Here is a 19,787-nt window from a genome sequence, read left to right as displayed (position 1 = left end):
TCCATAAAACAATGCGTTGTATGGAAAAAGTAAAGGTGATTCGCTTAAACGCGTATCACCTTTTTTTTATCTATCAGCTCATCTATTGCACTAAGAGCACAAGCAAACTACTATTGCACTCCATAATGATACGTGCAAAGGTGATTTGGTGCGCAAACTTGCAAAGGTCGCAATTGGCATTGGCTCTCTTGGAATGAAGGGGTATGACCTTCTAGACACAGAGACTGGAGAGAGCATCCCTTTCTATGCAGACTATTTGCATACAATAATTTCTGAGCAAGTAGCCAATCAGAAGCGTTCCCAGAACACAATTGATGCAATTGCTGCTGACCTTAAGGTTTTCCTTGAATACGTAATCAACGCTCAGGAGTTGTTCTTTGAGCAAAGAGCGAAGACCGACAGCACACTACTTGCAGAGATCATACTGTCCTACCCTGTTTACCTGACACTCGGCAGCAATTCGTCAGCACCAATCGCGCGAGACACGGCTACAGCTACAGGCCATACCCCAATCAAGCCACAGAGTGCCAATCGCAATCTGAGCTCTGTGAACGGCTTTATTGACGCATCTGCTAACGCTCACCAAAAACTCAAAGAGGCCAAAATGCTAGGTCTCATTGACATAGATGTTCCCTCAGAGAACATCCATGCAGAATTGCTTACACGAAGAAAATTAAGCCTTTCAGAACGAAAGCGATTACAACAGCAATCCGTTCTTTGCCAGGTAATGCGCGGTGGAGCAAAGTACACAAAAACTCGTTTATTTAGCATTAAAGCCTTGCCAAAAGGCGGACATACGGCTGAATACAAATACTTCCCTGTATCACATATAGAGCCGCTCCTTGATGCAGCCCCGACCTACCGAGATAGAGCTCTATGGGCACTGATGTTTGGAACTGGTCTGCGGGTCAGTGAGGCGACACAGCTTCTTGTTACAGATGTCGATATTGTGAATGAAACTCTCAACGTTTTCTCTTATCGCAATCGAATCGAGTGCTTCGAAGGCATAAAGGATGAAGATATAAATAGATTATCCTTTAAGGGAAGAGAGACAGAAGAAGCTTACTTTATTTATCCATTCAATAAAATATTTTTTGAGTCCATCACAAAATACCTTCGACTTGAAAGACCAAAAGGTCTCGAACATAACTATCTATTTGTTACTAATTCAAACCGCAGCCGTGGCAGACCGCTTTTCGCAACGTCTAGATCTAATAGAGGTAGTTCGTTTAAAAAGACTCAAGAGACTATAGAATGTCCATTAAAAAACAACATAGATAAAAGATATACATTACATTCACTCCGCCACTTCTACGGATACTGGCTATTAAATTTTCATAGAACAGCAGATGGACACTCTTTTAGTCTTCTCGAAGTCCAAAATATGATGGGGCATGCAAATATTGAATCAACAAAAAAATATGCGGTTACAGACAAAATAGTAGCTCAAGAAAAAATGAGATTAGCCAATCTTGTTTTGCAAAACAAATCAATTAACAGTGACAAAAATATGCTTTTGGAGCATAAACAAAAAATCATTTCAGATCTGATTGCGGGAACTAAGTCATGAGAGTTGATACAAAAATCATAACAAATATTAATGATGCAACCGCTTGTGCTGAAAAATGGTTGCAGCAAGCGTTTGATGAAGATTATGAATATGACTGGAATAACTGTCGTAGTGAATACCTTACAAAGTTAGTATTGGCAAGCCTTAGAAGATATAACTGGCTTAAACACATTGAAGACGTATCACTGTATTTCAAAAAGAATGATAGCTCAATAGAAAACAAAATAAATATGGTCAGGTTCATTGGAGTGAACCATACTCATGGTCAAAAAGCAGACTCGATGATCTACCTGATCATTAGCTTTCTGTTTATCCATCTTTCATTTGAAGGGCATATTTCTCTACGCTTCGGGCATCAAATACACCTCCCTGCGACACCAAATGTATTTAGATGGTTCTATGTGCGAGGTTTAATTGTTAGCAGTGTGGCTCATGTTTACATGGCATCCACGCCTCCTAGATATGCAGAGCTAAGAGAGTTTTTACCTGAAAAATATAGACCTTTCATAGATGATTTAAGCAATGATAAGCGCTCAACTAGGCAGCGTGCGGCAATGAATATGATAGAGGCGTTAACATACTCTAAAACCAGTTCATTGGATAGCGTTTCCGTAGATATTCTAATCGAATATTATAATGCTAATGAAGAGGCTGCTAGGTACTACATATCAACCAATGATCTTCAAAACAAAATAAGCACTGTCACGTACTTAATCATTTTGGAGATGTTAGATTCAGCAAACGGTTCCACATTGAGCACAGAATATGAAAAAGCAATAGCTAGGAACTCATTTGTCATAGAATCACCTTTGGATAAAAATAGGGAAAAAAATCTTATAAAAGTTACATCAACCGCCAGTGATGTAAAAAAGCTAACTAACAATAATATTAATGCACAAGAATATGAAATTGAAACAGCCCTTCGAGAAATTTCCGTAATTTCATTTGGTGAATATACATTTTCGATTAGAGCTAGTTTGTCTAGCTTTCGGCCATCTGAATTATCACAGGATAATTATTGGAAGAAGACTCAACTAGATTTCGTGGCATCAGCAACCGAATCAGGAACAAAAAAAACACACGAATCTAGATTGGCATACCTAAATTCTTATCTCTTTGACTACCTTCCTACATTTTTTAGGAGTCATCCAAACACACCGATTAAATACCCTTCCTCGCCGGCAGAATTTCTAAGCTTTGTTTTCGTATCACAATCACAGACAATGGAGCATGCACATTTTGGTGAGCATGAAGGCACAATCTATCCAGTTGGACTATTGGATTACATCTACGCAATCACAGAAGAAAAGAGCGCATCTAAAGGTTATTTAAAAACCAATGCCGGACGAGATACAATAGCTGGTATTCAGAGATATTTTGACTATATAATTTCTAAGTTTTCAGGGGTTCCTGCATGTAAATTAGAATCAAACCCGATTTCGGATTTCGATAAAGATTCACATAAGGGTTATTCATATAAGCATACAGTAAAAGAAAAGATTAGTTTAGACTATTGGATATTGCTTCGCATGTATCTCTGTGAAGTAACGAAAGTAGTTCTCGATAATGCAGAGAATGTCATTTTCAACAAAGGAAAAAACAAACATAACTTCAAGGTAAATAAAACTATCGAGTGGTTAGAACACAAGGTTCATATAGAAGAATTTAATGCTTCGTGGTTGCAAGATTTCAATATTGAAGACTGGAGGGATCCTGTTAAGTTTACTCAGTATCATGGACTGGTAAACATGACTGTAATGGCATGGAGCGGTTTGAGAGACTCAAATATCCTATGGTTGGATGTCAGAAACTATTCTAAATGCTGCAAGAATGAATATACAGATGACGATTTTGTAGACTTATACGTCAACACCGACAAGGCAAAAACAGAGCCATATACAAGTCAAATTCCAGGTCATGTTATGCGCCTCTTAGATCGAGCAGCACGGCTAAGAATGAAAGTTAATAGAGTCGGTTTTAACGAACCAATCCATTACAATGGAGAGAGCTCTTCAAAGTGGCCTACGATCCTCCCATTGTTACAAAGAACTCCGCTAAATACCTCACATTATCATAACACCCAAAGAGGCCGCGAGAGCAGTTTTTTGTTGCATTTACTGCTTGAGTTTGAAAAGTGCCTACTAGCACATAACAAAAAAATGATGCTGGAAAATCGAGAACAAATAGATTTTGAATCTTCTCTATATTGGCTTCCATTGTATGCAAACCAAACAACATTTAGAAACACGAAGAACTTTGTTCATGCGGAACAAGACTACACAGCAACATTGAGAAACAAGTCCACCGGAGTAGGACATGCATTCACTCCACTTAAGCGTGCAGTAGTATGGACTCCACATTCTCTCAGGGTCACTTTTGACAGCGTTTGTTCCGTGCTGGCGAGTCCAAAAGCGGTAGGTGAGATTTGTACCGGACAATCAGAAAAAGTTGTAGGATATTACACAATAAACACACATGAGGAATCAGCTTTAATCAGATCAATTCATGATGCAAGTGGTCTTAAAAAGCAATTCCCCCCATCAATTCTAGATCAGAATCGCAATGAAACTGCCAGAATTGCGTCTATCAATGAAATTCGAGTTGATGAAAATGAATACCTAAAAAGGCATGAACAAGGTACAGCCATCAACGACTTCGGTTGCCACAGTATGTCTTCAATCGCAGTTAGCGGTATGCGCTCACCTATTGAGACACTATCTCAAGCATCAGCAAACGAAATATCATTCAACAGAACACACATATGTCCATTTAATAATGAATGCCCTAAAGATGTCATAGCAGCCCTAGCTGGTGAAAAGTGTTGTGCAATCTGTCCTTACGCTATCATCTGCTGTGACCATGCGGTTGCTATTGGCGTTGAATTGAAAAGGCTCGGAGATATTGCAGTAGATTTAACCAAGCAAATAAAAAATGGATCAAATCTCTTGAATGCAGAAAAAGAGAGCCTAAAAAGGGACAGGCAATTAATTATAAAATCAGTAAGTGGATGGTATGCGCGGCATCAGTTTTTGTCCACCCATATTAACTCTCGTAATTTCTATACTGGCTCAAAAAATGATAAATTGGTGAAACATATATCAGGTTCTTTTTCGGGGCAAAACATCATTGATAGACTCATAGAGTCAGATGGTGTTAGTACAATCACCTCCCCCAAGCTTGAGCGAGAAGCGAGCAAGCTTAATCGCCAACTTACTGCTCTTATGAATAAGAACATTGAAGCTATTGAAATACTGGAAGATAACTCAAATAGCGAAGCAGAAGTAGCCCTTCGGTTAATTAAAATTATATGTGATACGAATAGAATAAATGAAACTCAACTGGCTAAAAAGCTAACAAATCCAGCTTTGATTACCTCAAGCATCAAAATTGGTGAGTTCAAATGAAAATATCGAATAAAGACAAGGCTAAATCACTACAAGCATATTATTCCGAGACCACTGATGCTCGGGCAGAAAGAATCTCAAAAATATTAATGGAGCTGATCCCTCTTAAAGTAAAGTTCCCTAACAGGACAAAACTAAGTGAATATGTTGCTAAAAAACTTAGCGAAGAGGAAGGGCAACCTGTTGCTAGCTCAACTATACGTAGAAATAAAAAATATGACGATTTATTAATTAAATATCTTATGAAAGTCAGCCCTGAAACGGTTGCCCACAAAAAAGACCTTGCAATTGAGTTTAATCTTGTCCAACGTAGCTTACAAAAACAAGTTGAGGAGAAGGAACTCATAATAAAAGAGCTAACAAGGAAGCTTAATGAGGCTGATGCTCTACTTGAAAAACGTTTAGCACTTGAATATTCAGAAAAATATTCGATGCAAAAATCCAGAGTAGAAAAGATAGAAGTTTCAGGAGGGGAAACCTACGAGGACTTATTCAATGAACTTTATAAGTTAATTTTAAAGCTTGAATATATAAAATTTGAATTAAAAGATGGCGTTATTTATGACTGGGAGAGTGATGAAGCCATTATTAGCAAATCAAAGTTCCCAAAATTCTTTAAATGGTTAGCGAAGAAAATATAGTCTACAGTCCTCTCTATCGCCAGACACCGGCCTCAAACCGGTGTCTTTTTTACGCTACTTTCGTGCGCCCTTCCTTTTGTATCAATCTCAGAGCCGTCTTCAACATACTGTGGGGTTTCCCTTGCATCATCTTTCCCTGTTTGCCTGCCCCTGCCCATCCTCTACAGCCCAATTAGCTCGCTTGGGGAGTGGTCATATCTCTAAATCCGATTGAATCTTGATTAAGTTCAAAACAATCAAATGGAAGTGTATGATTTTTCATGAAAATGTTGTAGTAACTGATGTGGTGTACGCATCTACGTGGGCTGAATAAACTGATGCGCTTTGATACATAGATCCACTTGTGGGTAGGATAGAGATGGCAAGAATCCTGATGACTCGCGCCCTTGACGACAACGGCCATATCGTTGATGTCAAAGACGTTGTTAGTGGCAAAGGATGCAATTGCACATGCATCGGTTGTCAGGGCGCAGTCTGGGCAATGAAAGGGCCAATTAAAGCCCATTATTTTGCTCATGAGCCTAACTCAATCGAACAGGACTCCTGTACCTGGAAGCCGGAAACGGAAATACATATCCTAGCTAAAGAGGTTTTAGCAACTGACAGGCAGTTGTTACTGCCTATTGGAACTATAAACCCAATACATCAAAATATATCCTTTGATGAGATGGCATGTGAGGTTTATGAAGGTCGAGTTATACCTGATGTAATCGGATTCATCGATGGAGAGAAGGTTCTCATCGAAGTTGCAGTTACGCACTTTTGTGATCGAGGGAAAATTAAAGAATTAAAACGGGTGAATGCAACCTGTGTTGAACTTGACCTGAGTGGATTTCGTGTGAAAGGAGAGATAATCTCAAAAGAAGAGATAAGAGATTATCTAAAAAAATGCCCCAAAAAATGGGTATCTGTGGCCCCTGTTGGCAACTTCTCCGAAATGATGTATACGCACAATAGACAGCAGTTACTATCTTTACAGAATCAGTATTCATCTTTGAGTGCAAAGCATGATGCAGAGGTTAAAAGGCTTAATGCAGAATACAATGCGATAAAAAATACGAGTCAATCTGAGCTGAGTGATATGCAACGAGTCATTCAACAGTCTCGGCATGCAGAAGGCAAGGCTAACGCAATTCTGAGAAGATGGGAGAGAGTATTAAAAGAAAAAGAGTCGTCCATTTTAGAGGCACAGGAAAAAATAATCCTATTGGAAGATCAATACAGAAGCTTTGAAATGGAGTTAAAAGACCATCTTTATCATATGCAAGATGAAATCGATAAAAAGCAAGACTTACTACGCGACCTTCTCAATTTAGATGAACTTAAGGCAGGGTTTTATTCACAGGTTGATGATATAAATAGGACAATTAAAGCCAAAGAGGCTCAACTTGATGCTGGAGAGCTAGAAATAAGTAGGCGTACAACCTCTTTAGATCTCATACAGAAAAATTTAAATGATAACATAATCTCACTACAAGGACGAGAAGATGCTCTAACAGAAAAATCCAAAGACTTGGCAAGCATCGTGGATATTAAATCAAGAGAGCAGGCTAAAGTAATGTTTGAGCAGTTGCTAAAAGAAAAATCAAATGAGATAAAAGCACTGGAGGAAAAAGAAAGGAAAGCAAAAAAAGATATTGATGATTTAAGGCGAAAATATAGTTCATTTATCAAAATCCCATGATTTTCATATACAGATTGTGCATATGCAACATGCATACGAAACCACTTTCTATTCAACCATCAGTTGACAGCACTGCTAGGTCTTGTTTGACCTCAAGAGCATCAGTCCGCTTGAACAGTAACGGCCTATGTTAACCACACTTATATGACCTCGCCCACAAAAAAACAAAATTTCAGTCAGTTAGACCGTTGATTGTGGTTTTCCGAGAGAGCTATAACTATAGGCAATGGGGGAAGCAGTCCCTGAGTGGGCATCTCTGCACTGCCAAGCTGTTACGCTGAGAGGAGCTCGGTCTCGCCCGCCGTGTACAGTCACAAGGTGAACACTCATGTCTTCACAAAACCCAACAGAAGACCGTTCCCCCTCCACGACAACACTGGAGCAATTCTCTCTCGTATTGGGTGGCCCACTTTATCAATTGTTAAATCGCGCTCATCTTGGCGATGTCTCATCCCATCTTCGACTACGCATTTTGGTGCTTAGTGGGTTGTGCTGGATCCCACTTCTGTTGCTCTGCTCCTGGGAAGGCACATTGCTTGGTGGGGTTACGGTTCCTTTCTTGCTGGACATTGAATCTCAGACCCGTTTTCTGATTAGTGTGCCGCTCTTGGTTTTTGCAGAACTGATCGTACACCAGCGTATTCGGAGCATCATCGCCCAGTTTCTGGAACGTCATCTTGTTCCCGAGACAAATCTTGCTGATTTTCACCGTGCAATAAGCAATGCGATGACTTGGCGTAACTCTGTGGCCGCTGAATTGTTCCTACTGTTACTTGTATTCTCTAGTGGCTATTTCGTTCGCACCAGCACCTTTGTGATGGAGTCCTCAACTTGGTACATCAATCTAAGTGATGGTAAGGAGCATCTATCTTTTGCTGGTATCTGGTTTTTCTGGATTAGCATCCCTATTACCCAGTTTCTTATGCTGCGATGGTTCTACCGCATCTTCATCTGGGGTCGTCTACTGTGGCATCTGTCACGCATTCCCCTCGACCTAATACCAACACATCCAGACCGAAACGCTGGTCTAGGATTTTTAGGAACATCAGCATACGCATATTCGCCGCTACTTATGGTCTTTGGCGTACAACTAGCTGGTTATATCTTAAATCGCATTCTACATGATGGAGCCGTGCTCACGGCCTATAAACCGGAGATTGCTCTGCTCGTGGTGTTCGGTCTAGTGCTCGTGCTTGCCCCACTTACTGTTTTTGCCACCCAGATCATGCAAGCCAAGCGTCAAGGTCTACGTGAATACGGTGTCCTTGCCGCTGAATATACCCGAGATTTTGAAGGTCGATGGTTACACAGCCAAGATCGAGATAATGAGATCCTACTGGGGTCTGCCGATATCCAGTCTCTGGCTGATTTAGGTAATGCATATGCCGTGATCAAAGAGATCCGCCCCCTTCCATTTAGTAGGGATACGATCATGCAACTCATTATGGCGACATTGATACCCTTCATACCTCTTCTCTTTACCCTGTTCTCGTTCGAAGTAATTCTCGATAGAGTAATAGGAATCATTTTCTAATATAGGGCTGCATGCTTTCTTAGTCCTCCCTGGAGACACTAATAAAACCTGTGACTTAGCCGCAGAGCTCTCCCTTTTATCTGTTCGTTGTAAGCACCAAAAATGGTGAAAGCATCACACAATCCAAGTCTGTAACGGGCTACTATGGTGCTATGGTTCATTAAAGATTAACTTTATCAACCTCTTGCTTTATAACAGAGTTGCTGGATGTGAAAACTAAACCATAAAACGGATAGACCTGTCGTTAAACTGCCCAGAACAAGCTGCATCCATATCTGTGCTGAAAAACAGGTTTGAATGAAGTGCATGGAGCACAGAAGATGAAAAACTATGGGTATCTCTTTTTCTTTGGCATAGCAACCTCCACCTGGGCTGTTGACAGCCCCGCGACCTCGGATGCCAAATCTGCGACTGAACTAGCCAAGAAGCTTGCGAATCCTGTAGCTTCCCTGATCAGTGTCCCTATTCAGTACAACTATGACGAGTTAGGTGGTTCCAACGCGGGTGCCGCTGTCAATCGGTTGTATATTCAACCCGTTATCCCATTCTCACTCACCGAGGATTGGAACCTGATCACAAGGACGATCATTCAAGGTGTCGAGCAACATGGGTTTCAACAAAACGCTTTAAACACATCTGGTACTGGAGATAGCACAGCAAGCCAATTTTTCTCCCCTAAAGATCCTACTGATGGAGGCTTGATCTGGGGCGTAGGCCCAGTTGAACTGCTGCCCACTGCGAGTGAAAGCGTACTTGGTACAGAAAAATGGGGCTTGGGGCCAACGGGTGTAGTGCTCAAGCAGACTGGGCCTTGGACTGCTGGGCTTCTAGCCAGCCAAATTTGGTCTGTTGCTGGTCATAATGATAGAGATGATTTGAATGTCTTATCATTACAGCCTTTTTTTAGTTATACAACTGAAACGCATACAACAATCGGTATATACACGGAATCAACTTATGATTGGTATGCAAGTCAGTGGTCAGTGCCAGTGATTGTACAAGCTGGGCAGATTTTTAAAATCGGATCCCAGATCATGCAATTTTCTATAGCAGGGAAATATTGGGCTGAATCACCAGAGAACGGATATGAGGGTTGGGGTATTAGAGGACAGCTAACCCTGCTATTTCCTAAGTAGTAATGGATTTACCGTTTAGGTCTATTGTGTTTTTGTTATAGAAAGGCGTATTTAAAGCAATCGACATTAAGAAGGATTTGAGCTATGTCGAAACAGGTAAGTGGAATACCAATCAAGAGAAGTAAAATAAGTCTATTGATTGGTTCTTTTTTTTTACTTTCAGCATATGCAGGTGTTGATGCAGTCGCAGCTGAAACAGATGTTAAAAGACCCAATATTGTAGTCATTTTAGGTGATGACCTCGGTTTTTCCGATCTTGGTTCATTTGGGAGTGAAATCAACACTCCCACTTTTGATGCTCTGGCAAATGAAGGTGTTCGATTCACCAATTTCTATACAAATCCAAGCAGCTCTCCTACTCGCTCTACAATGCTGACAGGTATAGACACACACCTTAATGGTCTGGGCAATATGGATGAGTGGACGGCTCCTAATCAGAAAGGGGTGCCTGGCTACGAAGGGTATCTAAGCAAGCAACTCGTTACGCTTCCACAGTTGCTCAAAGATGCCGGATATCATACCTACATGGTTGGTAAGTGGCACTTAGGGAAAACCCCAGACCTCATCCCTGCGGCAAGAGGCTTTGAGCGTGATTTTTCGCTACTTGATGGAGCTGGTAGCTATTGGGATATGACCAATTTTACAGCGGCCTCATCCAAGTCAGTTTTCACTGAGGACGGTAAGTACCTTAAAGAGTTACCAGATGATTACTATGCAACGAAAACATACACAGATAAGTTGATTGAATTTATTGACTCAAATAAAAATAGTAACAAGCCATTCTTTGCATATGTATCACACCAAGCCCCTCATGACCCATATCACCTTCCAAAGGACTGGCGCAATCGTCATGTCGGTGAATACGATAAAGGGTGGGATGCAGTACGAGAGCAACGCCTTAAAAAACAGGTTGAACTTGGTATTATGCCAGCAGGAACGAATCTTGCCGAGAGAATGTGGTTTGTCCCAGATCCCATAGTTTTAGCTCCCGCCAGTCGCGCTCTGCTAGGTAAAAAGATGGAGCTCTATGCAGGGCTGGTTGAAAACCTCGATCATCATACTGGACGGCTGATACAGCATCTCAAGGATATCGGCGAATATGAAAATACAATTTTCATTGTCTTTGGAGACAATGGTGCCGAGGGTACAGATCTATTTGAGCAGATTGCTGGAACTCCAGGGACGCGGGATTTCTTGCATGCAGCAATAAACTGGTCACAGACACATCCCAATTCATGGGGAGATCCTGGCTCTTATGTGGCTTATGGGTCAATGTGGGCTCAGGTATCGATGACGCCATTTAGTCAATATAAGGGATGGGTCGCGGAAGGCGGTATTCATAATGCATTGATCGTTAAGGGGCCAGTAGTTAAACGGCAGAATGGCAGCATCAATAATGGAATAATGCACGTAGCTGATGTGATGCCAACCTTGCTGGAGGTTGCAGGTGCCAAATATCCAGACTCATATCAAGGCCATCAACTGCCACCCTTAGCTGGAAAATCATGGCTGCCAACCTTGGCAGGAAAAGCTGAATCACCTCGAACAGTGCAGGATTATATTGCCTGGGAAGTCTTTGGCAATCGAGCCTTACGGCAAGGAGACTGGAAAATTCGTTGGCAATTTAAGCCATTTGGCAAAGGTGAATGGGAGCTGTTCAATCTTGCAGATGATCCTGCTGAGCGCTTAGATCTGACATCTAAAGAGCCAGAAAAGCTCAATGAAATGCTAAAACTCTGGGATCATTACGTGAAGACAAATAATGTCATCATTCCAAGTAGATCCCCATTCGAAACATTGGATGATGTGCTTCCGATGCGAACACCTGTAGAGACAGGTTATCCACCATTGCTCTATAAGAAACAGTTTGTTCCCCCTCCTGAGATGGTGGAGAAACAAGATAAATAAACATGAAAACATTCATCAGTAATTGTGAATGTCAAATATACAATGGTGGAAGGATATTATGAAAATAAAAAATCTATCAAACTTGATTATGAGCGCTATGTTTACCGCCATCACGGTTGTGCCAGCTGTATCACAAGCACAGGAGGTTCCCGCTCGTTTTTATCTTAAAAGCCTTGCAGGTGGTAATGCTGTACCTGTTATTTACAAGAACATTTCAGGTAACACCAACCCATTCGACTTTGCTCATACAGTAACGCCAGGAGCCAGTTTTGAAGCATCAATGTTTCTTACTGGCTATGCCAAAACACTCTCAATCATGGATCGCTCTGCTTTAGTTGCTTTCATTGTGCCTATGGGCAGAATATCAGGCGATGTCAATATTGGCGGCAATACGGTTCACCAATCCGCCAAAGGGTTTGGAGACCCGATGATTGAATTTGATGTCAATCTAATCGGGCCTAAAGCCCAGACAGATCTTCCTGCGGCTATGCGTTATGAGCCAGGGTTCTCGATGGATGTCTTGGTCGATTTGGGATTGCCCATCGGTGAGTATGATAGCGATAAGCCTCTGAACTTGGGACAAAATCGCTGGTATGGCCGTATCGGCCTTCCCATGACTTGGCAAATTGGCTCTTGGGTTCCTGGCGAGCGTACTACATTCGAATTGCTCCCTGCGGCTTGGGTCTTTGGCAAAAATGATGACTTCATGGGTAAATCACTGGAAACAGACCCCATGTATAGGCTCGATGCACATCTGACTCGTGATTTTAATGAACGCCTGTGGGGCTCACTCGATCTTTCTTTGTACAATGGAGGCAAGGCATCAATTGATGGTGTTGATGGAGACAAAATGAGTAGTACCGCAGTCGGGCTGACACTTGGTTATAACCTTGATGACAATATGAGCTTGACAGTAGGCTATATGTCAACGATCAACGATGATGCACCAGGTGAAATGAGTATGGATAGCTTCATGATCTCCTTTATTTATGGATGGCACCCATTGATTGAAGGCTCAAAAAGACTTAATCATGGTAAATAAAGGCATGATATGAGTGAACAGGGTTGTATTTACTGATTTTAATAGCTTTATAGTAAATACGACCTTGTTCGTTACGTAGAGCATTTGTGAGTTTAACTAAATTGAGCTATCTGTATGCATTCAAATGAAGTAGATCCACCGCTATCACTGCCACAACTCGCTGATGGTGATTATTACGCTTTTCATACAATGATAAAACCTAGTGGTGCTCAATGTAATCAAGACTGTGCATACTGTTTTTATTTACACAAAGAAGACTTGTTGAGACAAGGTAAAGTACCACGCATGAGTGAGTCACTTCTTGAGGCTCATATTCGTCAATATTTAGCTGCTCAGACTGGCCCCGTTGCTGTGTTTACTTGGCAGGGAGGGGAACCAACATTAATGGGGTTGGATTTCTTCCATCGCATAGTTGAATTACAAGCGAGATATGCTCGTGCAGGCCAACGAGTAGAAAATGATCTCCAAACCAATGGCGCACTACTTACAGCTGAATGGTGTGCTTTTTTGAAGCAACACGATTTCGTTGTCGGTCTTTCAATTGATGGGCCGGAGGAACTACACAATATATATCGATATAGCAAAGGAGGAAAGCCAACATTTGATAGAGTTATGAATGCAGTCGAATTATTACATAGGTATAATATTCGGTTCAATGCACTATGTGTTGTGAATAATAAGAATATTAACAGCCCACTTCCCGTCTATGAATTTCTAAGAGACCAGGTGCGTCCTTACGTCATTCAATTTCTCCCTGCTGTCGAGCCTATTAACTTCCAAAACACAGCCCCAGGTTATTGGGAGCTATCTACGCTCCCCATTAGTGGGACAAGCAGGGCCAAGCCTGGTCAGCCTGACTCGGTTGTCGCAGAGTGGTCAGTCAGTCCTGATGATTGGGGACATTTTCTTACACAAATTTGGGATGTATGGCTTTCAGAGGACTTTGGCTCCGTATTTGTAGATCAATTTGAAAACGTGATCAGTCAAATGCTCGGCAGAGGAGCTCAGTCATGTGTTAGTGGGCAAATTTGTGGAAAAGCAATTGCGATAGAACATAATGGTGATGTGTATAGTTGTGACCGCTTTGTGTATCCAGAATATCGATTAGGAAATATATTGCATGTTCATCAAGGAGAGATGGCATTTTCTGAGCGTCAAAAGGAGTTTGGGTATGCCAAGCACAAGTCTCTTCCAAAATATTGCAAGACCTGCTCATATTTGAAATTGTGTTGGGGGGAATGCCCCAAGAATCGTTTTGTCAGAACACCAGATGGAGAGGCAGGGCTAAATTATCTTTGCCCTGGCCTCAAGATATTTTATAAAAAAACGCTGGCCGACCTACCTGTCATTTTAAGAAGGCTTAAAGCTAGATGAGCACTGTCGATAATAGGGAGGTTATCACAATGAACAGTTATTTTAGATACTGTATTTTAAAATACGCCTACCAAACTATTTGGCTATCTTTATTTTTTACCTGCATTCTCCCTAGCGTTAGTTATGCAGATGAAAGACCTAAAGTTTGCTTGGCGTTGAGTGGTGGTGGCGCTAGAGGTGCTGCTCATATAGGTATTCTAAAACGGCTAGAGGAGATGAGAATACCTGTTGATTGTATTGCTGGCACCAGCATGGGATCTATTGTTGGTGGCCTTTATGCATCAGGAAAAACAGCAGATGAAATAGAGAAGGCACTTGGTGCGATGAATTGGGAATACATTTTTAATGATGACCCCGCACGACAAGATCTTCCGCTTCGTCGAAAGCAAGAAGAACGGCTTTATCTGATTGACGCAAGGCCAGGTGTTACCGATAAAGGTGAACTTAAATTCCCAACAGGTGCTATACAAGGGCAAAAGTTTTCACTTGTCTTGAGAGAGTTAACACTGTCTGTCAGTACAGTCACGGACTTTGATAAGTTACCAATCCCATTTAGAGCTATAGCCACTGATATTGGTAATGGCAGTGAAGTCGTTATAGCTAACGGAGACCTAGCTACTGCTATGCGAGCAAGTATGGCCGTTCCTGGTGCATTTGCTGCGGTGCAGCAGGGTGACCACTTACTTGTTGATGGTGGTTTGACCAACAACCTTCCGGTCGATGTTGTCCGTAGCATGGGCGCTGATATAGTCATTGCGGTCGATATTAGTTCACCATACATGCCAGCAGATCAAGTGACAGATATGTTTGCAATTACTGCTCAGATGACATCCATCATGACGCGAACTAACGCTGACCGTCAAATTGCCTCCTTGCATCAACAGGACATACTTATTGAACCTGCACTTGGTGATATTGGAAGTGGTGACTTTGATAGAACAAAGGATGCTGTGAAAATTGGCTATGAAAGTGCAGTTCAGGTAAATAGTAAGCTTAAGGCACTGAGCCTATCTGAATCATCATATAATAACATGCTGCTCTCTAGAGCTCATCCTGAGAAAAATGAGCCAACAATTGATTTCATTAGAATAAAAAGTAATGCTAATGCTGATGATGAAGTTATTGCACAACGAATAAATCAGAAAATAGGAATGCCACTGAACCGAGAGATATTGGAGCAAGACATTGGCGCTGTTTATGGCCTTGGCTTATTTCAATCGGTAAGTTATGACGTAATCGAAGAAGATGGCAAGAAAGGACTTGAGGTTGACGCTAGGGCAAAAAGTTGGGGACCTAACTATATGCAGTTTGGTTTGGAACTTTCGAGCTCTGTACAGAAGGATGATAGCTACAATCTGGCGCTTTCTTACCAGCGTACCGATATAAACTCACTGGGAGGTGAGGTTCGTGGTGGCGTTCAGTTCGGAAATGAACCAAGAATAGGCATGGAGTGGTTCCAACCATTTGATATGCAGGGGCTATATTTTTGGCAGACTGGTGCTTCTTACGGTTCTTATGATGTCGGTATTTATGACGATGATGGTAATCATCTTGCTGTTTACCAAGTAAATGAAGCGAAATTGGATGCCGCTTTGGGACGAGAATTTCCACGCTATGGAGATCTTCGCATCGGCTACCGCTATCGAATTGGTGATGGTGAGTTAAGTACAGGAACTCCTGGTTGGGATTCGTTTAATTATGAGACTGCTCAAATATATACCAGGTTCTCAGTTGACAGACTTGATAATCTTAATTATCCGACCTCTGGTTGGCTTAGTCTAGTTGAGTATGCCAAGGCAGATCCTTCATGGGGAAGTGATAGCTCGTTTGATCAACTTAATGCAAGTGCGAGCCTGTTTACTACTGTCTATGGCAGTCATGTACTGGGATTATCTGGTGTGGCGATGACAACGATAGATGGAACTGCACCCATTCAAGATCTATATCGGTTTGGGGGCTTTCTAAATTTATCTGGTTATACGGAAAACTCTCTTTCTGGTCAGCAGGCTGGGGTCATATCAGGCATTTACTATCATCAATTCAAAATAATACCATTGCTTTCTTGGTACTTAGGGACTACCGTGGAATATGGTGGGGTATGGGATAACAGGAATGATTTCGGCTCAAATCCAGAGCTGGCTGGTAGTCTGTTTTTAGGGGCGAACACTCCCCTCGGGCCAGTCTATCTTGGTTATGGTTATGGAGAAAGTGATAACAAAACCATATTCTTTTATTTAGGTAAGCCACTGTTTTATTAGAACTACGTTTTTAATTTTATTAGCAATAGGAATGCATAATGAAAAATACGAAAATCGCAGTTTTACTTTCCGCCATAATGCTGACAGCTTGTGCTGGGTCTGGCTCGTCAAGCTCAACAAGTAGCGACATTCCTCGCTCGGGTTATCTTGGTGATTACTCAATGTTGACGAAAGCACCTGGTGATTATCAAGGTGAGATGTTACGTTGGATTAATCCAGAAATGGTTAAGGGTAAGTATAAGAAAATCATTATTCATCCAGTGGCATTCTACCCTTTACCAAAAGAAGGTTCACAGGTTAAACAGGAAAACCTCGATAAAATATCCGCTTATCTTACCCAGCAACTTATGCAGGAAGTTAGCAAGAGCTATGAATTAACGAATACTCCTGGTACAGATACACTGGACTTTAAACTAGCTGTAACTGGTGTTGCTACGAGTGTCGAAGGTCTTAAAGCTTATGAGGTTGTACCTGTAGCGTTGGTATTAGCTGGAGCCTCAACAGCGCTAGGATATCGAGACAAAGTTGTAACTATTTCTGTTGAAGGTATTCTCACAGATTCAGTGACCAGTGAGGTTATGGCTAAAGGATTGCGTCAGGGTGTAGGTGAAAGTCTCACTGATGATAAGCAACAGTTAGAAGTCGAGCATGTAAAAGCTTTATTTGATGAATGGGTAAAAGTTGCTACTTCACTTGCAGCTAAATTGCGTTAATTTTTAAAAGGCCCCAGCATAGTAATGCTTTGGGGCCTTTATATAAAAAATAAATAAAGTGAATGGTGACAGGTCTCGAATAATAAAGGCTCCTCTTTGGGGACAGTGAACAGTCACATATATATGTGATAGAACCAAGATCATCGGAAGGCATTCTTAGTCATGAGTTCTGCTTACAGCGATACATGGCCTCATCCGCCAAACGGAGCAACAAGTTTAGATCTGGTGGCGTAGTTGCATCATATTCCACAAAGCCTATAGAACAAGAAAGGGTATATACTTTACCGCTATGTTTATTGAACTCATCAAAGATCTGATTTATTCGATTATTGATTGATTCAATGTAGTTAATGTTTGTTTCTGGGAGTAAAACCACATATTCATCACCGCCAAATCGAGCACAGATATCCGCATTTCTAAATATAAGATTAATTAAGCGAGCAGCTTGGCACAATGCATCATCTCCAACATCATGACCAAATCTATTGTTTATAGATTTGAAATGATTCAAATCTATAAACAATAATGAAAGACTTCTTTTCGTTCTAAACGCATATTGCAAATACCTCTCCGCCAGAAGAATAAAACCTCGCCTATTAGTTATTCCTGTTAATTCATCTATTGTGGCCATTTGCACTGCACGTAACTCGCTTTCAATAGTTAATGCCAAGTCGGCAAGTAAAGCTCTATCTTTGTCTCCAAAAATTCTTGGCTTACGGTCTATAATGCACAAAGAGCCGATATGTAGTCCATCGGTTATTACTAATGAGTGCCCAGCATAGAATCGAATATGTGGTTCCCCTATGACCATGGGATTATCAGCATAACGAGCATCTTTAGCCGTATCCTCAACAACCAACATTCTTTCTTGGATAAATCCATCTTTACAAAAGGAAATATCAGGAAGGTGCTCATGAATATTTAGACCATAACAAGGCTTGGCCCATTCGTGTTCATTTTTTTCGAAGGAAATTAGGGCGATAGGCACGTCAAACACATTACGAGCCATTCTTGTTATACGCATAAAACGCTCTTCTGTTGGAGAATCAAGAGCTTGAAGACGACGCAACGCATCTAAGCGAAGGAAAGAATTATCAGAGGTTTCATGAATAGGTTGCATCCTTGCGGCCTTTCTCATATTTGGTTCGAAGCTGTAGTAGTATGACACTCTTCTGAATGAAAAAAAATAGAGTGTGGTATTACAGATGACTGATTTTAGTCGTAAGATTTGATAATTTATGTGCTAGATTTCGAATGGACTTTAACGTGATAGATGCTCTACTCGGTGTGTCCATAAAACTGCCCCTCATAGCACTACACCTTGCCGAAATCCCAGCCCTGAAGCTAGGCATTCCAGCACTTGGGTAGCAAAGCCTTGAGTAACAGGGCTAAAACCAGAAAAATATCAGCTTGCATTTGGCCTTGTTATTCTTAGTGGCTAGTTTTCATATGTTAAAATCACCAACTTTAAGTATTGGGATGATTTTTGATTGTCAGAGTTATTTTTCAAGCCGATGTTCACACCACTGTGCGATGTGGGTTGAAGTCCCGTGCTTCAGCTTACAGCACTGGGTGGTTGAGGGTTTTAAGTCTGACCCTGAATGAAGATTCATCAGAGGTAGATGCTGTTACATAAACAGATTATTTAGAACACGGCATTAACGTAACAACAACACTGATGCTTGCGTTGCTTCTAAAATACCTGTTGTCGTACTTCCCACAATGAACTGCCTGATCCGAGAGTGACTGTAAGCCCCCATCACGATAAGGTCACAGCCCACATCGGTAGCATGCTGGCAAACCAATGACACCACCTCTCCTTGCAGCAGCATTGCTTCAACCCTGATGCCCGCACTTTTCAAGACCTGTTTGGCTTGTGCCAGCTGACGCTCGCGCTCTTCACTCGGCTCGGCGACCATCACCAAGTCACATTCAAGTCCCTTGAGCAGGGTGCTGCTTGCGATCAGCTCCAGCACCTTCTTGGCAGTCGGGCTGCCGTCATAGGCAAACAGGAAGCGGCTTGGGGCCTGAAAGCCCGGCTGCACCACCATGATGGGATTAGCTAGGGTACGGATGACGTTTTCGATATTGCTGCCAATCAGATCGTGGGCATAGGTCGAGCCCTGTTTGCCCATGATCAACATCCGCATGTTGGATGAGTGTTCCAGGATTGTCTCTACCAACTGGCCGTGGCGTTGCAGGGTATCGACCTCTGGCATCCCCAAGCCAGCAAGATAATCCTTACCGCTGTTGAGCAGCATCCGTCCCTGCTCATGGGCGAGGCGGCTGCGTTGATGATCCAGCTCGGCGAGCTCCTGGAGAAGAAGCTCGCGGCTGCCAAGACCAATATTGCCGGAGAGATCGCTGTGTCCTTCAAACTCGTTTTTTTCCAATACGTGCAGCAAGGTGACGGGTAACCCCGTATTGGCAGAGGCCCATGCCGCCGTATCACACACTGCTGTCATGGCTGGGGAGCCATCGATACAGGCAAAAATGTTTGTCATGATGAATTCCTTCTTGTCA

At 41.9% G+C, this 19,787-nt stretch carries 13 protein-coding genes; 11 read left to right on the top strand and 2 right to left on the bottom strand.

The genetic code is table 11. The annotated features are described in order from the left end of the window. Window positions 1–148 precede the first annotated feature (148 nt). The 11 genes from BN1125_RS03045 to BN1125_RS03000 all read left to right on the top strand — a co-directional run bounded on the left by BN1125_RS03045 (window position 149) and on the right by BN1125_RS03000 (window position 17,264). Window positions 149–1,570 carry a tyrosine-type recombinase/integrase gene (locus BN1125_RS03045; protein WP_042010614.1) on the top strand — a complete coding sequence of 474 codons (1,422 nt, stop codon included), beginning with the start codon at window positions 149–151 and terminating at the stop codon, window positions 1,568–1,570. Continuing rightward, window positions 1,567–4,974 carry a hypothetical protein gene (locus tag BN1125_RS18855; RefSeq protein WP_156993036.1) on the top strand — a complete coding sequence of 1,136 codons (3,408 nt, stop codon included), beginning with the start codon at window positions 1,567–1,569 and terminating at the stop codon, window positions 4,972–4,974. The genes BN1125_RS03045 and BN1125_RS18855 overlap by 4 nt, the downstream gene beginning before the upstream one ends. Continuing rightward, window positions 4,971–5,615, top strand: a complete 645-nt coding sequence (locus BN1125_RS03035) for a hypothetical protein (protein WP_042010612.1) — start codon at window positions 4,971–4,973, stop codon at window positions 5,613–5,615. The genes BN1125_RS18855 and BN1125_RS03035 overlap by 4 nt, the downstream gene beginning before the upstream one ends. Window positions 5,616–5,973: 358 nt before the next feature. Then, a complete protein-coding gene (locus BN1125_RS18085; protein WP_052446045.1) occupies window positions 5,974–7,299 on the top strand; it encodes a competence protein CoiA family protein in 1,326 nt (441 codons plus the stop codon). A 328-nt stretch (window positions 7,300–7,627) separates the two neighbouring features. Continuing rightward, entirely contained in the window at window positions 7,628–8,833 is a 1,206-nt protein-coding gene (locus BN1125_RS03025; protein WP_042010611.1) for a hypothetical protein, read from the top strand. Between the two features lie 320 nt (window positions 8,834–9,153). Next, window positions 9,154–9,969: a hypothetical protein gene (locus BN1125_RS03020; RefSeq protein ID WP_052446041.1), complete on the top strand. Its 816-nt coding sequence runs from the start codon at window positions 9,154–9,156 to the stop codon at window positions 9,967–9,969. Between the two features lie 84 nt (window positions 9,970–10,053). After that, entirely contained in the window at window positions 10,054–11,877 is a 1,824-nt protein-coding gene (locus BN1125_RS03015; protein WP_084202237.1) for an arylsulfatase, read from the top strand. Between the two features lie 58 nt (window positions 11,878–11,935). Continuing rightward, window positions 11,936–12,919, top strand: a complete 984-nt coding sequence (locus BN1125_RS03010) for a transporter (RefSeq protein WP_042010610.1) — start codon at window positions 11,936–11,938, stop codon at window positions 12,917–12,919. Window positions 12,920–13,033: 114 nt separating this feature from the next. Next, entirely contained in the window at window positions 13,034–14,293 is a 1,260-nt protein-coding gene (locus BN1125_RS18325) for an anaerobic sulfatase maturase (RefSeq protein WP_084202236.1), read from the top strand. 29 nt (window positions 14,294–14,322) lie between these two features. Then, window positions 14,323–16,551, top strand: coding sequence for a patatin-like phospholipase family protein (locus tag BN1125_RS03005; RefSeq protein WP_042010609.1), 2,229 nt, complete (start codon window positions 14,323–14,325; stop codon window positions 16,549–16,551). A 38-nt stretch (window positions 16,552–16,589) separates the two neighbouring features. Beyond that, complete coding sequence (locus tag BN1125_RS03000) at window positions 16,590–17,264, top strand: DUF3313 domain-containing protein (protein WP_080741057.1); 675 nt, start codon at window positions 16,590–16,592, stop codon at window positions 17,262–17,264. Window positions 17,265–17,424: 160 nt separating this feature from the next. Here the strand turns inward: BN1125_RS03000 and BN1125_RS18320 are convergent, their stop codons facing one another. Both BN1125_RS18320 and BN1125_RS02995 read right to left on the bottom strand, forming a co-directional pair. Continuing rightward, on the bottom strand, window positions 17,425–18,384 hold the full coding sequence (locus BN1125_RS18320) for a sensor domain-containing diguanylate cyclase (protein ID WP_084202240.1): 960 nt from the start codon (window positions 18,382–18,384) through the stop codon (window positions 17,425–17,427). Between the two features lie 538 nt (window positions 18,385–18,922). Further along, window positions 18,923–19,768, bottom strand: a complete 846-nt coding sequence (locus BN1125_RS02995) for a universal stress protein (RefSeq protein ID WP_042010607.1) — start codon at window positions 19,766–19,768, stop codon at window positions 18,923–18,925. Window positions 19,769–19,787 lie beyond the last annotated feature (19 nt).

Source organism: Aeromonas fluvialis (assembly GCF_000819885.1).
Classification (GTDB): domain Bacteria; phylum Pseudomonadota; class Gammaproteobacteria; order Enterobacterales; family Aeromonadaceae; genus Aeromonas; species Aeromonas fluvialis.
Note: the sequence above shows the minus strand (reverse complement) of the source record. Positions and strands in the feature narration are given on the sequence as shown.